Here is a 16,745-nt window from a genome sequence, read left to right as displayed (position 1 = left end):
CCTCCTAAATAACTTGATAGGCTTTCAAATAGGCGGGTGCTGATGCACTTCCTTTGATATCAACCGGATGTGAAATCACAGTTGCTTTATCAATAATGGCATTTTCAATGTTGGCACCGCTCTTGATTTTCACGCCGTTTAAGATGATTGAGTTTTTAATGACCACCCCTTCTTCGATGACCACATCACGGTCAATCACAGAGTTTTCGACCTGACCATTGATAGTACCCCCATTTGAGATGAGGCAACGTTTGACTTCGGCAAGCGGTCCGTAAAGGCATGGTGAGCTGTCGCTGGTTTGTGTATGGATCGGCCAGTTATGTTTGAAGAGGAGCTTGCGCGTATCTGGATCAATCAAATCAAGTTGGGTTTGGAAGTAGGCTTCAACTGTGTTGATACAAGCGACAAAATCACGATGAGCATAGCCGACAATGCGGTATTGATCAACCACGTCGCGTAAAATATCCTTGAGCCAGTAAAGGGCTGATACTTTATTGGCACGTTTGATCAATTCAAGGAAAAGCGTGCGTTTCATGAAGTAGGCTTCAAGAGAAACAGGACGGTTTTTGTATTTCCCGTGGTTTTCTTCAAATTCGACGATTCGCTTGTCTTCTCCAAATTTAAGGGTTTGGCAGCCGATGAAGTTTTCTTTAGCGTTGGTGACATTCTTGTACAAGACTGTAATATCCGCCTTGGTTTCTAAATGTTCATCCATTAGTTTTGAAAAATCTTGGCTGTAGATGAAGTAGGATGGGGCAATCAAGACATATTCTTTATGAGAATTTTCAATGTAGTGAATGTTATCTGAAAAGGCCTTGATATCATGTTGGTAGATAGAATTTGGGTCTGTTACACTGTTTAAGAGGCGCAATTTGCCACGTTTACTGTTGACATTGTAGTGCTTACCTGTCCCAACGTGCTGAATAGTGGAGCGCATTTTTGCAGGCATGTAGACTTGGAAATCACTGATACCAGAATTGGACATGTTGGAAAGGACAAAGTCAATCAAGCGGTAGCGTCCTAAAAATCCGAAGGCTTGAATCCCACGGTGATCCATAACATCTCCAAAATGGACATTATTTCCTTCAATATTTACAATTCCTAATGTATTTCTTAGCATGGTAATCCTTTCTTACTTGCTTACGTTTTTATCGATTAAGAGGATAGCATCAGCAGTACCAGAGAGTTTTGTCCCTTCGGCAATCTTGATATTTTCTGCCACGATGACATAGTCTAGTTGAACATTTTCTCCGATAACAGCTCCTGGAAGGAGGACAGAATTTTTCACGGAGGCTCCTTCGTTAACGACTACATCGGTAGAGATAACAGAGTGCTCGACATTTCCTTCGATAATCGCTCCCTTGTCAATATAGGCACTACGGACAGTTGCGTTGCTGCCGATGACTTGGGCTGGTGAGCCAGAATCTTCTGAGTAGATTCTCCAAGATGAATCAGAGAGGTCCAAATCATCTGCATGGTCAATCAAGTCCATGTTGGATTCCCAGAGGCTGTTGACAGTACCCACGTCTTTCCAGTAGCCACGGAATGGGTGAGCGTAGAGGCGTTTGCCGTCTGCTAAATATTTTGGAATAATGTCATGGCCGAAGTCATGCGATGAGGTGTCAAGTTTATCGTCTTCAAGGAGATATTTCCGTAAGGTTTTCCAAGTGAAGATGTAGATTCCCATAGAAGCTAGATTGCTCTTAGGTTTGGCTGGTTTTTCTTCAAATTCTTCGATGCGGTATTCGCTGTCTGTATTCATGATACCAAAGCGAGATGCTTCTTTCATTGGGACTTCGATAACGGCAATCGTTGCATCAGCTTCATTTTGAATGTGGGTGTCAAGTAGCTTGTCGTAGTTCATCTTGTATATGTGGTCACCCGATAAAATGAGGACATATTCAGGGTCGTGAAGGTCTACGAAGTCGATATTTTGGGTAATGGCGTCAGCCGTTCCTTTATAAAGACCGAATCCTTCAATTTTTTCACTTGGAGGAAGCACAAAGACACCTGAACCTTGCACATCCAATCCCCAACGCTGCGATTGGGCAACATAAGAGTTGAGTAGGACAGGCTCGTACTGGGTCAAAACACCAACAATGTCAATCCCTGAGTTTGCACAGTTACTGAGTGGGAAGTCAATAATACGGTACTTTCCACCAAATGCAACAGCAGGTTTTGCAACCTTTTTGGTCAACCCTTCCAAGCGTGTTCCACGTCCGCCAGCAAGAATCATTGCTAATAATTTATTTTGTGCCAAAATAGATCACTCCTTATATATATGATAGACTTATTATAGCATAAATAAAAACATAATGGAAGCGTTTTCCGAAAGAATAGATGAATTATTTTCACCTTTTCTTGCGGTACGCTTTCATTATGTTAAAAAATCGTCAGTGTGTATCGAATTTGACCTCATCAAGGAGGTAGTTGATGAATTTTTCTCCCATTTCAGAGAGAATGGTTTTTTCGTGCTGAATATAGACCAATTCAATCTCGTCGTCGTAATCAAGCGGAATGGAGACGATGTTATCACCGTTTAGATTGGAATTTAAAATCCCTGTTGCAATCGTGTAGCCGTTGAGACCGATTAGGAGATTAAAGAGGGTGGCACGGTCAGACACGACAATGGATTTTTTGTGGTGCTCTTGTGAAAGAATTTCTTCTGAGAAGTAGAAGGAATTGTGAATCCCTTGCTCATAGCTTAGATATGGAAAATCTGTCAAGTCTTCTAGGGTAATCAGCGACTTTTTGGCTAGAGGATTGGTCTTGCTGACAAAGACATGGGGGCGTGCAGTAAAGAGATGGGTGTGACTCAAACGATGGTCATCGAGCATCTTAAGCAGGACATCTCGGTTAAAGCTGTTGAGAAAGAGGACGCCGATTTCAGAGCGGAAATTTTTGACGTCGTCGATAATTTCCCAGGTCCGTGTTTCCCGCAAGAAAAGCTCGTAATCTTCCATGTCAGTCTCTTTGAGGAGGGAAACAAAGGCGTTGACGACAAAGGCGTAGTGCTGAGAAGACACACTAAAAAGCTGGCGCTTGGCACCGGGATTTTTATAGCGTTCTTCTAAGAGTTCGGTCTGTTCGACCACCTGACGAGCATAGGAGAGAAACTCCATACCGTCTCGTGTCAGGGTAATACCCTTGGGATTGCGATAGAAAATCTCGATTCCCATTTCTCGTTCCAAATCACGGACGGCGTTTGATAAGCTCGGCTGGGTGATGAAGAGTTGTTTGGCAGCTTCGTTCATGCTACCTGTCTCAGCAATTTTAATGATGTAGTGTAATTGTTGGATTCTCATAGCTCTATTGTATCATGATTTGACAAAAAAAGGCGAAAAATGTATAATGCACAATAACAAAACCTTTAATTGAGTCCAGAGAGGCAAAAAAGGCGAATACAGATATAAAGAACCTGCATTCACAGCTCAGCAACTCTATTCAGGGCTTATGTTGCGCTACTCATCGTTGCTTTTTTTCGAAATACAGTCAGTATTCCTTCAAAAAAGCGCCTTGATTATCGTAAAATAAGCTCCCGATTAGAATTACTTCGCTTATGAATACAGGTTCTAAGAGACGAGCGATTTCCGTACCAAGCTGTTTGTTAGACCAAAGCAGGTCTGTCGGTTTGGAAGGTCCATGTTCTCATTCTTTTCGTGTAACCTTGCCCCTTGGCAGGGTTATTTTTTGTAGGAGGAAACATGATTTTAAAAGAAATGATGACCATTGTCCGTCAAGATTGCTTGGCACCCAACATCTTTTCTATGGTTCTAAAAGGAGACATGGTTTTGGAGATGAAGCCGGGACAATTTGTTCATTTAAAAGTGCCAGACCAGTCCATGGTCTTGCGCAGACCGATTTCTATTTCTGAGATTGATTCCAATAAGCGAGAGGCCCGCTTGATTTATCGGGTAGAAGGGAAGGGGACGGACGTTTTTTCTCGGATGCAAACAGGAGACGAAATCGATGTGATGGGACCGCTCGGTAACGGTTTTCCGCTTGAGCATTTAGAGGCAAGTCAGACCATTCTTATCATCGGTGGTGGAATCGGTGTTCCTCCCTTGGTGGAACTGGCTAAACAGGCTTATCAAAGGGGAGTTAAGGTGGTTTCTGTGATTGGGTTTGCCGATCGTCAGGCGGTTATTTTAGAAGAGGAGTTACAACGCTACGGTCAAGTATTTGTCACGACGGATAATGGTAGCTATGGTCAAAAAGGCTATGTTTCTACGGTAGTGGATGACTTATCTCAGTCTTTTGATGCCGTTTATGCTTGCGGGGCGCCTGCCATGATGACCTATGTGGATGAGCGGTTTGAACATCACCCGCATGCCTATCTGTCGCTTGAAGCTCGTATGGCCTGCGCAATGGGGGCTTGCTATGCCTGTGTGGTTCGTCCTAAGGGAGGGCAGGAATATGAAAACAAACGTGTTTGCAAGGAAGGACCCGTCTTTACGACAGGTAGTCTCGTCTTGTGAGAAAGGAGCATGAGATGACAGAAAATTGTTTACGCATTTCCTTACCGGGTCTTGAGTTGAAAAATCCGATTATTCCAGCCTCGGGTTGCTTTGGCTTTGGTCAGGAGTACGCCGATTATTTTGATTTGAATCGTCTGGGGTCGATTATGATCAAGGCGACAACCCAGTATCCACGCTTTGGTAATCCGACGCCTCGGGTCGCTGAGACTCCTTCTGGTATGCTCAATGCCATTGGCCTGCAAAATCCCGGTGTGGAAGCGGTCTTGACTGAGAAATTACCGTGGTTGGAACAGCATTTTCCAGATCTTCCTATTATTGCGAATGTCGCCGGCTTCTCCAATGAAGAATATGGCTATGTGGCTGGAAAAATTTCCCAAGCTAAGAATGTAAAAGCAATCGAACTAAATATTTCCTGTCCCAATGTGGATCACGGAAATCACGGACTCTTGATCGGTCAAGTACCAGAATTGGCTTATGAAGCAGTCCGAGCAGCAGTTGAGACATCAAGTGTTCCAGTCTATGTCAAATTGACCCCTAGTGTGGCAGATATTACCTTACTCGCTAAGGCGGCAGAAGATGCGGGAGCAAGTGGATTGACCATGATTAATACCTTGGTTGGCATGCGCTTCAACCTGAAAAATCGCCAACCGATTATCGCAAATGGAACGGGTGGCATGTCGGGTCCTGCGGTCTTTCCAGTTGCGCTCAAATTGATTCGACAGGTAGCACAGGCAACGGACCTTCCTATTATTGGCATGGGCGGGATTGATTCTGCTGAAAAAGCGATTGAGATGATGATTGCAGGTGCTTCAGCTATTGGTGTTGGGACAGCGAATTTTACCGACCCATTTGCTTGTCCAAGCATTATCGAGGATTTGCCAAGGGAGATGGACAAATATGGTATTACAAGCTTGGAAGACTTGCGCCGTGATATTCGTCAAGACTTGTGTTCCTCGTTAGGATAGCGGTTGACAATCGCCAAATACATTAGTATAATGTGTGTAGTAGAATGCAAACAGTAAACATCCGATAAAACCTTTAACTCAGTCCAGAGAGGCTAGAAAGGTGTTCATGGTAAAAGCGGGGGCTTGCCCTTCTTTTCGTGTAACCTTGTCTAGTTGTGGACAAGGTTATTTTTGTAGAAAGGAAGAATGAATGAGAGAAGAACGACCAGTTATCGCCCTTGATTTTCCAAGTTTTGAGCAGGTGAAAGCCTTTTTAGGGTTGTTTCCAAGCGATGAGAGCTTGTACGTCAAGGTGGGGATGGAGTTATACTACGCAGTAGGCCCTGAGATGCTGACCTATATCAAGGGATTAGGGCATAGCATTTTTCTTGATTTGAAATTGCATGATATTCCAAATACTGTGGAGTCCGCCATGCGTGTCTTGGCAGGTTTTGGAGTAGATATGACCAACGTCCACGCAGCAGGTGGTGTGGAGATGATGAAGGCTGCAAAACGTGGCTTAGGCGACGGTGCAAGACTCATCGCAGTGACTCAGCTGACGTCAACGTCAGAAGAGCAGATGCGAGACTACCAAAACATTCAAACTAGTCTGAAAGAGTCGGTGTTACACTACGCGCAAAAAACCTATGAAGCGGGTCTGGATGGTGTTGTCTGCTCTGCCCAAGAAGCAGAAGCCATCAAACAAGTGACTTCTGATGACTTTATCTGCTTGACACCTGGCATTCGTCCGCAAGGTGCTACAGCAGGTGATCAAAAGAGGATGGTCAGCCCCGCAGATGCCTACCGAATTGGAAGTGACTACATTGTGGTCGGACGTCCCATTACTCAGGCAGAAGACCCTGTTCAAGCCTACCGCGCTATTTATAAAGAATGGAACCAACTATAGAATAAAGGAATCAAAAAGGAGTATACGATGACATTATCAAGAGAAATTGCAGCACACTTGCTCGATATTAAGGCAGTATATTTGCAACCAGAAGAGCCATTTACTTGGGCATCTGGTATTAAATCACCAATTTACACAGATAATCGGATTACGCTTTCTTATCCAGACACACGTACCTTGATTGAAAATGGTTTTGTTGAAAAAATCAAAGAAGAATTTCCTGAAGTAGAAGTGATTGCAGGAACGGCAACTGCAGGAATTCCTCACGGAGCGATTATTGCAGACAGAATGAACTTGCCATTTGCTTATATTCGTAGCAAACCAAAAGACCATGGAGCGGGGAATCAGGTAGAAGGTCGTATTGTCAAGGGGCAAAAAATGGTCGTGATTGAGGACTTGATTTCGACGGGTGGTTCAGTGCTAGATGCTGTAGCAGCTGCAGAACGTGAAGGGGCAGATGTGCTAGGTGTGGTGGCCATTTTCACCTATGAATTGCCAAAGGCAGATGCCAACTTTGAAGAGGCTGGTGTCAAACTGGTGACCCTATCAAACTATAGCGAACTCATCAAAGTTGCCAAGGTCCAAGGCTACATCAATGCGGACGGCTTGACCTTGTTGAAGAAATTTAAAGAAAATCAAGAAACTTGGCAGGATTAAGAACCTGTATTCTAAGCTAGTCTTGAAGGAAAGAGTGCGGAAATGGCGGCTTGCCAGTATTTCCCCTCTTTTTTTGTAAGAATAGAAATCTTTTATCGAAAATGCTATAATGAGCAGTATGTATCAGTTATTTTTTAAGTGTCTGCAAAAAATAATGTGGCTCTTACTTCTGTTTTGGCTAGCGGTTGTGGTAAAGCATTTATTGATTCTGCCTTGGATTGGGATAGGTCTTACTGTTGTTATTGTCCTTCTCTACCTTGTCAAAAAAGAGCTGCTAGGTAGGATTTATGCCTATGCCATGTGTCATAAAAAAGTCTTGTTGACCCTTGCTTTCTTGTTTCAAATTGCAGTAGTTCTCTCTGCTAATCTGCTGGTCAGGCGAGATGCAGCGGTAGTGATAATGGGCGCGTTAGAGATGTTGGATGGGCAGTCGATTTCCAACTATCTGACACGCAATCCCAATAATCTTGCCTTGTTTTTATATGCCAGAGGACTTTATCATCTGTTTGGACAAGCTACTATTTGGGTACTCCAAGTTTTAGGAATCCTTTATATGAATGGGACGGCTTATATTCTGTACCGAGTTGGTCGTGATTTCTTTAGCCAAGAGGTGGCAGATTGCCTCTTTAGCCTGTATCTCGTTTTGCTTGGATTTTCGCCTTATGTCATTCAGACCTATACAGATATTACCTCCCTTCCATTTTTGGCGGGCCAGCTTTATGTAATGGTCGCCTTGTTGCAAGAAAACAGGCCTATTCATCAACGTTTAATAGGGGTAGGAGTGGTCACAGCAGTTGCTAGTCTTCTTCGACCAACTGCCTTGATTAGTGTGATTGCCTTTAGTATGGTCTTGTTTTTTAAGGGAAACTGGAAACGGTTTGCCCATGCTATGGCTATCTTGGTTTGTGGTTTTGGGCTAGTCTTTGGCAGCCTGAGCTATGGAATGAATCAGCAGAAAGAAGTAAAGATTGTCCATGATGAAGCCTTGGCAAAGGGACTGACAACCTTTATCAATTTAGGTTTAACTTACTCTGGGACGGACCAAGAAGATATGAAAAAGGGGTTGTTGCAGTATATTGCTCCAGAACGCAGAAGCGACTACAATAACGGAATGTTTGCCCAAGCAAATGAACTCAAAGAAATCAAACGTCGTCTTCATGCTTATACCCCTGTTTCATTCATGGGCCATTTAGGCTACAAGTTTGAAAACACCCTGTATGACGGTGCCTTGAATTGGTTGTATACCAAGCCTGAAGATGAGAAAACACCCTTGGTTTCACCACTTTATGTCTCTACAAAAGATCATGCAGTTGCAGAAGTTATTCGTCAGTCAGTCATTGAGTATGACGGGAAGTATTATGCTACTTACAAAGCGATAAAACAAGTTGTTTGGCTTATGGCGGTGCTTGGTCTAGTTGGAGCTGTGTGGCGCTATCGTGCCGATGACACAATCAACTTTTTAAGTCTAGCCATTTTTGGTGGTCTTTTGTTTCTCATGATTTTTGAAGGAGGAAAGACCCGTTATCTCTTGCAATTTTTTCCACAGATTTTATTGCTATCCAGTCTTGGATTAACAAGATTATGTAACAAGGAAAGGAAACTATGATTTCAGTCATTGTACCCTGCTTCAATGAAGAAGAAGCAATTCCCCTCTTTTATCAGGAAATGGAGAATATCCGCGCGCAAATGGAGGAACGTTTTGAATACCTCTTTATCAATGATGGCTCAAAAGACCGAACCTTAGAGGTTTTACGAGAGTTGGCCAGTCACGATGAGGCGGTTCAGTATCTGTCTTTTTCTCGGAATTTCGGAAAAGAAGCAGCGCTCTATGCAGGTCTCAAGGAAGCAAAGGGTGATTTGGTGACGGTCATGGATGTGGACCTGCAAGACCCACCTGAGATGCTAATTGAAATGAAGGCCATGCTCGATGTCAATCCTGATTTGGACTGTGTCGGAACACGCCGTGTGACCCGTGCTGGTGAGCCTCCGATTCGCAGTGCTTTTGCGACTCTATTCTACAAAATAATGAATAAAATCAGCCAGGTTGAGGTGGTGGACGGAGCCCGTGATTTTCGTTTGATGCGTCGCCACATGGTAGATGGAATCTTAGAAGTATCCGAGTACAATCGCTTTTCAAAAGGGATTTTTGCCTGGGTTGGTTTTGAGACGGAATATCTGCCCTATGAAAATGTCGAGCGGGTGGCTGGTGAGACCAGCTGGTCTTTCTGGAAACTCTTGTCCTATTCAATTGAGGGGATTATCAATTTCTCAGAAGTTCCACTTAATATCGCCTCTTATTTGGGATTTTTGACCTTCCTCTTTTCTATTTTGATGATGGTAGTGATTGTCGTTAAAACCTTGGTGTTTGGCGATCCGACTATCGGCTGGCCGTCAACAATTTGCATCATTTTATTCTTAGGCGGCTTGCAGCTGATGACCATTGGAATTTTAGGGAAATATATTTCAAAAGTCTTCCTCGAAACCAAGAAACGTCCGATTTATTTAGTCAAAGAAAGAAGTAAGAAAAAGGAAGTGTGAGAAAGGAGAGATGATGAGTGAAAAATCATTAAAGTGGGCAACGCTGGGAACAGGTGTGATTGCGCATGAACTTGCTCAAGCGTTGCAAGGATTGGGTGGAAATCTTTATTCTGTCGCCAATCGTACCTATGAAAAAGGATTAGCTTTTGCAGAACAATATGGCATACAAAAAGTCTACCGTGAGATTGATGAAGTATTTGCAGATGACGAAGTAGATATTATTTATATTTCAACACCCCATAATACGCATATCAACTTTCTGCGCAAGGCCTTAGCAGCAGGGAAGCACGTTTTATGTGAAAAATCGATAACCCTAAATAGTGCTGAATTGGAAGAAGCGATTCAACTTGCAGAAGAAAAGGGGCTTGTATTAGCCGAAGCAATGACCATTTACCACATGCCTATTTATCGCCAGTTGAAAGATGTGGTAGATTCAGGGAAACTTGGACCGCTCAAAATGATTCAGATGAATTTTGGTAGCTACAAAGATTATGACATGACCAATCGGTTTTTCAATCGAGAACTAGCAGGCGGGGCCTTACTAGACATCGGTGTCTATGCCCTATCATTTGTGAGGTGGTTTATGTCTTCTTGTCCTCAGAATATCCTTTCTCAAGTACAATTTGCTCCGACAGGTGTTGATGAACAGGTGGGAATCTTGTTGACCAATCAAGAAAAGGAAATGGCAACCATTAGCTTGAGTCTTCATGCTAAACAACCAAAAAGGGGAATGCTAGCTTATGACAAGGGCTATATCGAACTCTATGAATACCCAAGAGGTCAAAAAGCAGTCATCACCTACACAGAAGATGGTCATCAGGAAGTGATTGAAACAGGGAATACAAAAGATGCCCTTCGTTATGAAGTTCTTGATATGGAGCGAGCGGTAGCAGGTGATGATAATCAGATGTATCTGGCTTATAGTTGTGATGTTATGGAGATGATGACAAAGTTACGTAGTAACTGGGGCTTAACTTATCCAGAAGAAGAGGAAGAAAGAGGCAGTTAATGGAACATTCGGCCTGGCATGATTTAATCAAACAGCAACTCCCTAAAGGGTATTTTGGGAAAATCAATCAATTTTTAGATTCCGCCTATGGACAAGGAGTGGTGTATCCGCCGAGGGAAAAAGTTTTCAATGCCATTCAGACCACGGCCTTAGAAGATGTAAAAGTGGTCATCTTAGGACAAGATCCCTATCATGGGCCCAAGCAGGCACAGGGCTTGAGTTTCTCCGTACCCAATGATTTACCTGCACCTCCATCTTTGCAAAATATCTTAAAAGAACTGGCAGATGATGTGGGTGAAAAAGCCCAGCACGATTTAACACCTTGGGCGGAGCAAGGAGTCTTACTGCTCAATGCTAGTTTGACCGTTCCAGCTGGTCAAGCCAATGGCCATGCCGGCCAAATCTGGGAGCCGTTTACGGATGCCATTATCAAGGTAGTCAATCAAAAGGAAACGCCTGTTGTCTTTATTCTTTGGGGTTCTTATGCCCGTAAGAAAAAAGTTTTGGTGACCAATCCTCAGCACTTGGTGATTGAGTCAGCTCACCCAAGTCCCTTGTCGGCCTATCGTGGATTTTTGGGGAGTAAACCTTTTTCACAGACTAATCACTTTTTAGAAAGTAAGGGCTTAAGACCAATCAACTGGCTCTTGTAGGAGGAAAAATGGTAAAGTTAGCAACGATTTGTTATCTTGACAACGGAAAAGAAGTGCTCATGCTACACCGTAATAAAAAGAAAAACGATGTTCATGCAGGCAAATGGATTGGCGTTGGTGGCAAGCTAGAAGCAGGTGAAACACCGCAGGAATGCGCTGTGAGAGAAATATTTGAAGAAACAGGATTACGAGCAAAGCCCGTCTTAAAAGGCATTATCACCTTTCCAGATTTTACCCCAGGTCATGACTGGTATACTTATGTGTTTAAGGCAACAGAGTTTGAGGGTGAGTTGAGGGATTGTGACGAAGGAACGCTTGAATGGGTCCCTTACGGGGAAGTGTTAGATAAACCGACTTGGGAGGGTGATCACACCTTTGTTTCTTGGTTACTAGATGATAAACCATTCTTTTCTGCTAAATTTAGTTACAAGGGTGATGAACTGGTAGATAGTCAGGTAGATTTTTATGAATAAAGGAGTAGACATGTTACTTATCAAAAATGGTCGAGTGATGGACCCTAAAACAGGATTTGATCAGGTCTGTGATGTCTTGGTTAAAGACAAAAACATCGTGCAAATTGCAAAGGATATTGAGGCAGAAGCAACTCGTGTTGTGGATGCGACAGGTATGGTTGTGGCTCCTGGTTTGATTGATATTCATGTGCATTTTAGAGAACCTGGTCAGACTCACAAGGAGGATATTCACACAGGAGCGCTTTCAGCAGCTGCTGGTGGCTTTACACGGGTGGTCATGATGGCCAATACTAATCCAACCATTTCTACGATTGAAACCTTGAAAGAGGTACTAGCTTCTGCCGAGCGTGAAGATATTCATATTCATTCGGTGGCGACCATTACGGAGAATTTTGATGGGCAACACTTGACGGATTTTGAGGGCTTATTGAAAGCAGGGGCAGCAGGATTCTCAGATGATGGCATTCCCTTGACCAGTAGTCGCGTGGTCCGTGAGGCTCTGGAAAAGGCGAAAAAATTAGGAACCTTTATCAGTCTCCACGAAGAAGACCCCGAACTAAATGGTATTTTAGGGCTTAATGAAGAAATTGCCCGCAAGCATTTTCACGTCTGCGGGGCGACAGGTGTGGCAGAATATAGCATGGTGGCGCGTGATGTCATGATTGCCTATGCGACTAAGGCACCTGTCCATATTCAGCATTTGTCTAAGGAAGAAAGTGTCAAGGTAGTCGAATTTGCCCAGCAATTGGGGGCTCAGGTCACGGCAGAAGTAGCACCGCAGCATTTTTCAAAGACAGAAAATCTACTCTTGACTCAAGGCAGCAATGCCAAGATGAATCCGCCTTTGCGCTTGGAATCTGACCGCTTGGCTGTTATTGAGGGCTTGAAATCAGGAGTTATCTCCATTATTGCAACAGACCATGCTCCTCATCATCGGGATGAGAAAAATGTAGCTGATATTACCCAGGCTCCGTCTGGTATGACAGGTCTTGAAACATCGCTCTCGCTCGGCTTGACCTATTTGGTTCAGGCAGGTCACTTGACCTTAATGGAGTTATTGGAAAAAATGACAGTGAATCCTGCTAAGCTCTATCAGTTTGATGCGGGTTACTTGGCAGAAAATGGTCCAGCAGACATTACGATTTTCGCACCAGATGCGGAACGAACCGTTGCGCCTGATTTTCGATCTAAGGCTAGCAATTCGCCGTTTGTCGGTGAAGAGTTGGTAGGTCAGGTCTGCTACACGATTTGCGATGGTGAGATTGTCTATGAGGTAGACTAGAAAAGAAAAATCTAAGGAAAATGTCCTTAGATTTTTTGGTTTTGTTTGGTCAGATTTAAGCCCCATGGGACGAGGTTTTCTTCTTTCTTGAGAATGCGCTCGATATTTTCTTTGTGTCGAACAATGACAAAGCTTCCTAAAAAGAGGATGACTAGAGTAAAGATGAGATCGTAGCCACCAATGAGAAAGCCCATGCTTGGAAAAATCAGAGCGCCTAGCATACCGAGGATTGCTCCGATGACGCTTGACAGGGATACCATGGAGGTCAAGTAGAGGGTTACCGCAAACACGATAATTAAATAGCAGCAAAAGAGTGGCGCAAATCCCATGAGCATGCCTGCGGATGTTGCAACAGCCTTGCCTCCCTTAAACTGGGCAAAGAGTGGAAAGGTATGTCCTAGCACAGCCACCAAGCCAAATATAACAGGAGACACTCCTTCAGCAGGAAAGAAGATGGGCAGAAGCACAGCCAAGGTCCCTTTTAAAAAGTCTACAATAAAGACCGCAATGCCAGCTTGTTTGCCCAGAACACGGAAGGTATTGGTCGTTCCAATATTTCCTGAGCCGTATTCACGGATGTTTTTATGGAAAAAAATCTGCCCAATCCACAAGCCAGACGGGATAGAACCTAGTACATAAGCAATCAATAAAAGTAATATCGTTTTCATCATATTCCCATTATACCATGAAATCACTAGGAGACCTATTCTATAAACCAAAATATCTTGAGGAAAATGTGACAGCGGAAAACAATCACCATTTGCAAAAATAGTAAAAAACTTGTAATATAGTGAGGATGAACAACACAGGAGGTTCCTTGTGGCAAAAAAGGAAATCAATATTAACAATTACAATGATGACGCGATCCAAGTCTTAGAAGGGTTGGATGCAGTCCGCAAACGCCCTGGTATGTATATTGGGTCAACCGACGGGGCTGGACTCCATCACTTGGTTTGGGAAATCGTGGACAATGCAGTCGATGAAGCCTTATCTGGATTCGGTGACAAGATTGATGTCACCATCCACAAAGACGGAAGTCTGAGCGTATCTGACCACGGTCGGGGAATGCCAGTCGGTATGCACGCCATGGGGATTCCGACAGTAGAAGTCATTTTTACAGTGCTCCATGCTGGAGGAAAATTTGGTCAAGGTGGTTACAAGACTTCAGGTGGTCTGCACGGGGTAGGTTCTTCTGTCGTGAATGCCCTATCTAGCTGGCTTGAAGTCGAAATTACCCGTGATGGTGCTGTCTACCGTCAGCGTTTTGAAAATGGTGGCAAGCCCGTAACAAGTCTTGATAAGGTTGGAGTAGCGCCCAAGTCTAAATCAGGGACCAAGGTTCGCTTCATGCCAGACAGCAGTATTTTTTCAACGACGGACTTCAAATACAACACGATTGCCGAGCGCTTGAACGAATCCGCCTTTCTCTTGAAACAAGTCACTCTTACGTTAGTAGATGAGCGTACAGGAGAAGAAAGCCAATTCCACTATGAAAATGGCGTACAGGATTTCGTCAGCTATCTAAATGAAGATAAGGAAACCTTGACACCTGTTCTATATTTCGATGGGGAAGAAAGTGGATTTCAAGTTGAAGTTGCGCTTCAGTACAATGATGGTTATTCAGACAATATCCTTTCTTTTGTCAATAATGTCCGCACCAAGGACGGTGGAACGCACGAGACAGGGCTCAAGACCGCCATTACCAAGGCTATGAATGACTATGCCAGAAAGACAGGCCTTCTCAAGGAAAAGGACAAGAACTTGGAAGGATCCGATTACCGAGAAGGTCTAGCAGCTGTCCTGTCTATCTTGGTACCCGAGGAGCATTTGCAGTTTGAAGGACAGACTAAGGACAAGTTAGGCAGTCCCCTTGCTCGTCCAGCGGTTGATAGTATTGTATCCGAAAAATTGACCTTCTTTCTTTTGGAAAATGGCGAATTAGCTTCTAATCTCATTCGCAAGGCGATTCGGGCAAGAGATGCCAGAGAAGCTGCACGCAAAGCCCGAGATGAAAGCCGAAACGGCAAGAAAAACAAGAAAGACAAGGGGCTCTTATCAGGGAAATTAACCCCAGCCCAGTCGAAGAATGCAGCTAAAAACGAACTCTATCTGGTTGAGGGAGATTCAGCTGGAGGATCGGCCAAGCAAGGACGAGATCGTAAATTTCAGGCTATTTTGCCCCTTAGAGGAAAGGTTATCAATACCGCCAAGGCTAAGATGGCAGACATTCTCAAAAACGAAGAAATCAATACCATGATTTATACCATTGGAGCTGGTGTTGGTTCTGACTTTAATTTAGAAGATGCCAATTATGACAAAATTATCATTATGACCGATGCGGATACGGATGGAGCCCACATTCAGACTCTCCTCTTAACCTTTTTCTACCGCTATATGCGGCCCTTGGTTGAGGCAGGAAAAGTCTATATTGCGCTACCGCCACTTTATAAGATGAGTAAGGGAAAAGGCAAGCAGGAAAAGATTGCCTACGCTTGGTCAGACAACGAACTCGAGCAACTCCGTAAGGACTTCGGCAAGGGAGCTATGTTGCAGCGCTACAAGGGACTTGGAGAGATGAACGCAGACCAGCTCTGGGAAACGACCATGAATCCTGACACCCGCACTTTGATTCGTGTGACCATTGAAGATCTAGCGCGCGCCGAGCGCCGTGTATCTGTCCTCATGGGAGACAAGGTCGAACCTCGCCGCAAGTGGATTGAAGATAATGTCAAGTTTACCTTGGAGGAGAGTGGAGTGTTTTAATGAAGTACGCTTCATTGGAGCGAAGGCTCCTAATGAAACGACGCTTGCCGCTATCAGGCGGTCAAGCTAACTCCCTTACTAACTCTGACCCGTAAAAAATATCGTTTTACGTGTCAGAGTGTCGTCTTCCATTTGAAATGTGAGCTTGTAAAGTCATGTCAGAAAGTGAGCTATTATGGTTTTAGAAAATAGACTGGGGTTAACAGATTCTCTCGAGCTAGCCAAACAAGAAGAAAAAATCAGTAAAAGTCGTGCGAAACGCTTATTTGACGACAATCTTTTAGCGAATCAAACAGTGGGGACTTTTGATACACTTGCCTTTATCCACCGATTTCTGTTTGATGAAATCTACGATTTTGCGGGCAAGGTTCGTACTGTCAATATGGCGAAAGGAAGTTTTCGATTTGCTCCAGTTATGTATTTAGAGACATCACTGGCTCATATTCAATCAATGCCCCAAACGACGTTTGAAGAGATTGTAGAGAAGTATGTGGAGATGAATATTGCACACCCTTTTCGAGAGGGGAATGGTAGAAGCATGCGTATCTGGCTGGACCATATTCTGAAACATCAGTTGAAAAAAATGATTGATTGGTCAAAAGTCGACAAAGAAGACTACCTACTTGCTATGGAAAGAAGTCCCATTCGAGATACAGAAATTAAGTATGTTTTACAGCAAGCGTTAACAGATAAGATTACTAGTCGCGAGCTGTATATGAAGGGGATTGACTATAGTTATTACTACGAAGGCTACACCCTCTATCAGACTGACAAACTATAGTGGACTGAGAAAGGAATAGGACAAGACAAGGAGCTGCAGATAGAACTGGCGTTCATCAAAGCGACTTAACAATGTTCTCACCTTTATTCAGTTCATTATATAACACCAAAAAAGGATTCAATCCTGTTAGTGCTAAGAAACAGAGAAAGGAGCGGTTTAGTTATTTTTTAATAACTGAACTTGGGCTAGGAGCTGTGCAAAAAAAGATAAGAATGTGAGGTTCTTCGTCAAAACTGCTTGCTTGAGGCCCGTAGTATCTT

16 protein-coding genes are annotated in these 16,745 nt (G+C 43.7%); 12 read left to right on the top strand and 4 right to left on the bottom strand.

Annotation, left to right across the window (positions count from 1 at the left end; genetic code table 11):
- Positions 1–4 precede the first annotated feature (4 nt).
- The 3 genes from glgD to CHF41_RS07845 all read right to left on the bottom strand — a co-directional run bounded on the left by glgD (position 5) and on the right by CHF41_RS07845 (position 3,305).
- Positions 5–1,120 carry a glucose-1-phosphate adenylyltransferase subunit GlgD gene (gene glgD, locus CHF41_RS07855; protein ID WP_119876752.1) on the bottom strand — a complete coding sequence of 372 codons (1,116 nt, stop codon included), beginning with the start codon at positions 1,118–1,120 and terminating at the stop codon, positions 5–7.
- A gap of 12 nt (positions 1,121–1,132) precedes the next feature.
- Positions 1,133–2,260, bottom strand: a complete 1,128-nt coding sequence (locus CHF41_RS07850) for a glucose-1-phosphate adenylyltransferase (RefSeq protein ID WP_119876751.1) — start codon at positions 2,258–2,260, stop codon at positions 1,133–1,135.
- Between the two features lie 133 nt (positions 2,261–2,393).
- Positions 2,394–3,305, bottom strand: coding sequence for a LysR family transcriptional regulator (locus CHF41_RS07845; protein ID WP_119876750.1), 912 nt, complete (start codon positions 3,303–3,305; stop codon positions 2,394–2,396).
- Positions 3,306–3,704: 399 nt separating this feature from the next.
- Between CHF41_RS07845 and CHF41_RS07840 the strand changes: the two genes are divergently transcribed.
- The 10 genes from CHF41_RS07840 (at position 3,705) to CHF41_RS07795 (ending at position 12,941) form a co-directional block, all read left to right on the top strand.
- Entirely contained in the window at positions 3,705–4,478 is a 774-nt protein-coding gene (locus CHF41_RS07840) for a dihydroorotate dehydrogenase electron transfer subunit (RefSeq protein ID WP_119876749.1), read from the top strand.
- 14 nt (positions 4,479–4,492) lie between these two features.
- Positions 4,493–5,443 (top strand): dihydroorotate dehydrogenase, encoded by a 951-nt coding sequence (locus tag CHF41_RS07835; protein ID WP_119876748.1) that lies wholly within the window; start codon positions 4,493–4,495, stop codon positions 5,441–5,443.
- A 190-nt stretch (positions 5,444–5,633) separates the two neighbouring features.
- Positions 5,634–6,329, top strand: a complete 696-nt coding sequence (pyrF, locus tag CHF41_RS07830) for an orotidine-5'-phosphate decarboxylase (RefSeq protein WP_119876747.1) — start codon at positions 5,634–5,636, stop codon at positions 6,327–6,329.
- Between the two features lie 27 nt (positions 6,330–6,356).
- Positions 6,357–6,986, top strand: a complete 630-nt coding sequence (gene pyrE / locus CHF41_RS07825; RefSeq protein ID WP_119876746.1) for an orotate phosphoribosyltransferase — start codon at positions 6,357–6,359, stop codon at positions 6,984–6,986.
- Between the two features lie 118 nt (positions 6,987–7,104).
- The gene (locus tag CHF41_RS07820; protein ID WP_162911930.1) at positions 7,105–8,592 is read left to right on the top strand and encodes a glycosyltransferase family 39 protein; all 1,488 of its coding nucleotides are present in this window, start codon (positions 7,105–7,107) and stop codon (positions 8,590–8,592) included.
- Positions 8,589–9,524 carry a glycosyltransferase family 2 protein gene (locus tag CHF41_RS07815; protein WP_119876744.1) on the top strand — a complete coding sequence of 312 codons (936 nt, stop codon included), beginning with the start codon at positions 8,589–8,591 and terminating at the stop codon, positions 9,522–9,524. Before CHF41_RS07820 ends, CHF41_RS07815 begins: the two co-directional genes overlap by 4 nt.
- 10 nt (positions 9,525–9,534) lie before the next feature.
- The gene (locus tag CHF41_RS07810; protein ID WP_420852849.1) at positions 9,535–10,533 is read left to right on the top strand and encodes a Gfo/Idh/MocA family protein; all 999 of its coding nucleotides are present in this window, start codon (positions 9,535–9,537) and stop codon (positions 10,531–10,533) included.
- Positions 10,533–11,186: a uracil-DNA glycosylase gene (locus tag CHF41_RS07805; RefSeq protein ID WP_119876742.1), complete on the top strand. Its 654-nt coding sequence runs from the start codon at positions 10,533–10,535 to the stop codon at positions 11,184–11,186. Before CHF41_RS07810 ends, CHF41_RS07805 begins: the two co-directional genes overlap by 1 nt.
- A gap of 8 nt (positions 11,187–11,194) precedes the next feature.
- On the top strand, positions 11,195–11,659 hold the full coding sequence (locus tag CHF41_RS07800) for an NUDIX hydrolase (RefSeq protein ID WP_119876741.1): 465 nt from the start codon (positions 11,195–11,197) through the stop codon (positions 11,657–11,659).
- Positions 11,660–11,669: 10 nt separating this feature from the next.
- Complete coding sequence (locus CHF41_RS07795; RefSeq protein WP_119876740.1) at positions 11,670–12,941, top strand: dihydroorotase; 1,272 nt, start codon at positions 11,670–11,672, stop codon at positions 12,939–12,941.
- 26 nt (positions 12,942–12,967) lie between these two features.
- Here the strand turns inward: CHF41_RS07795 and plsY are convergent, their stop codons facing one another.
- Complete coding sequence (gene plsY / locus CHF41_RS07790; protein ID WP_420852861.1) at positions 12,968–13,609, bottom strand: glycerol-3-phosphate 1-O-acyltransferase PlsY; 642 nt, start codon at positions 13,607–13,609, stop codon at positions 12,968–12,970.
- Positions 13,610–13,760: 151 nt separating this feature from the next.
- On the opposite strand from plsY, the gene parE reads away from it, so the two are divergent.
- Together parE and fic are read left to right on the top strand one after the other, a co-directional pair.
- Positions 13,761–15,704: a DNA topoisomerase IV subunit B gene (gene parE, locus CHF41_RS07785; protein ID WP_119876738.1), complete on the top strand. Its 1,944-nt coding sequence runs from the start codon at positions 13,761–13,763 to the stop codon at positions 15,702–15,704.
- 175 nt (positions 15,705–15,879) lie between these two features.
- Positions 15,880–16,485: a protein adenylyltransferase Fic gene (gene fic, locus CHF41_RS07780; RefSeq protein ID WP_119876737.1), complete on the top strand. Its 606-nt coding sequence runs from the start codon at positions 15,880–15,882 to the stop codon at positions 16,483–16,485.
- Positions 16,486–16,745: the final 260 nt, after the last annotated feature.

Source organism: Streptococcus respiraculi, assembly GCF_003595525.1.
Classification (GTDB): domain Bacteria; phylum Bacillota; class Bacilli; order Lactobacillales; family Streptococcaceae; genus Streptococcus; species Streptococcus respiraculi.
This window is presented reverse-complemented; position numbering and strand designations above follow the sequence as displayed.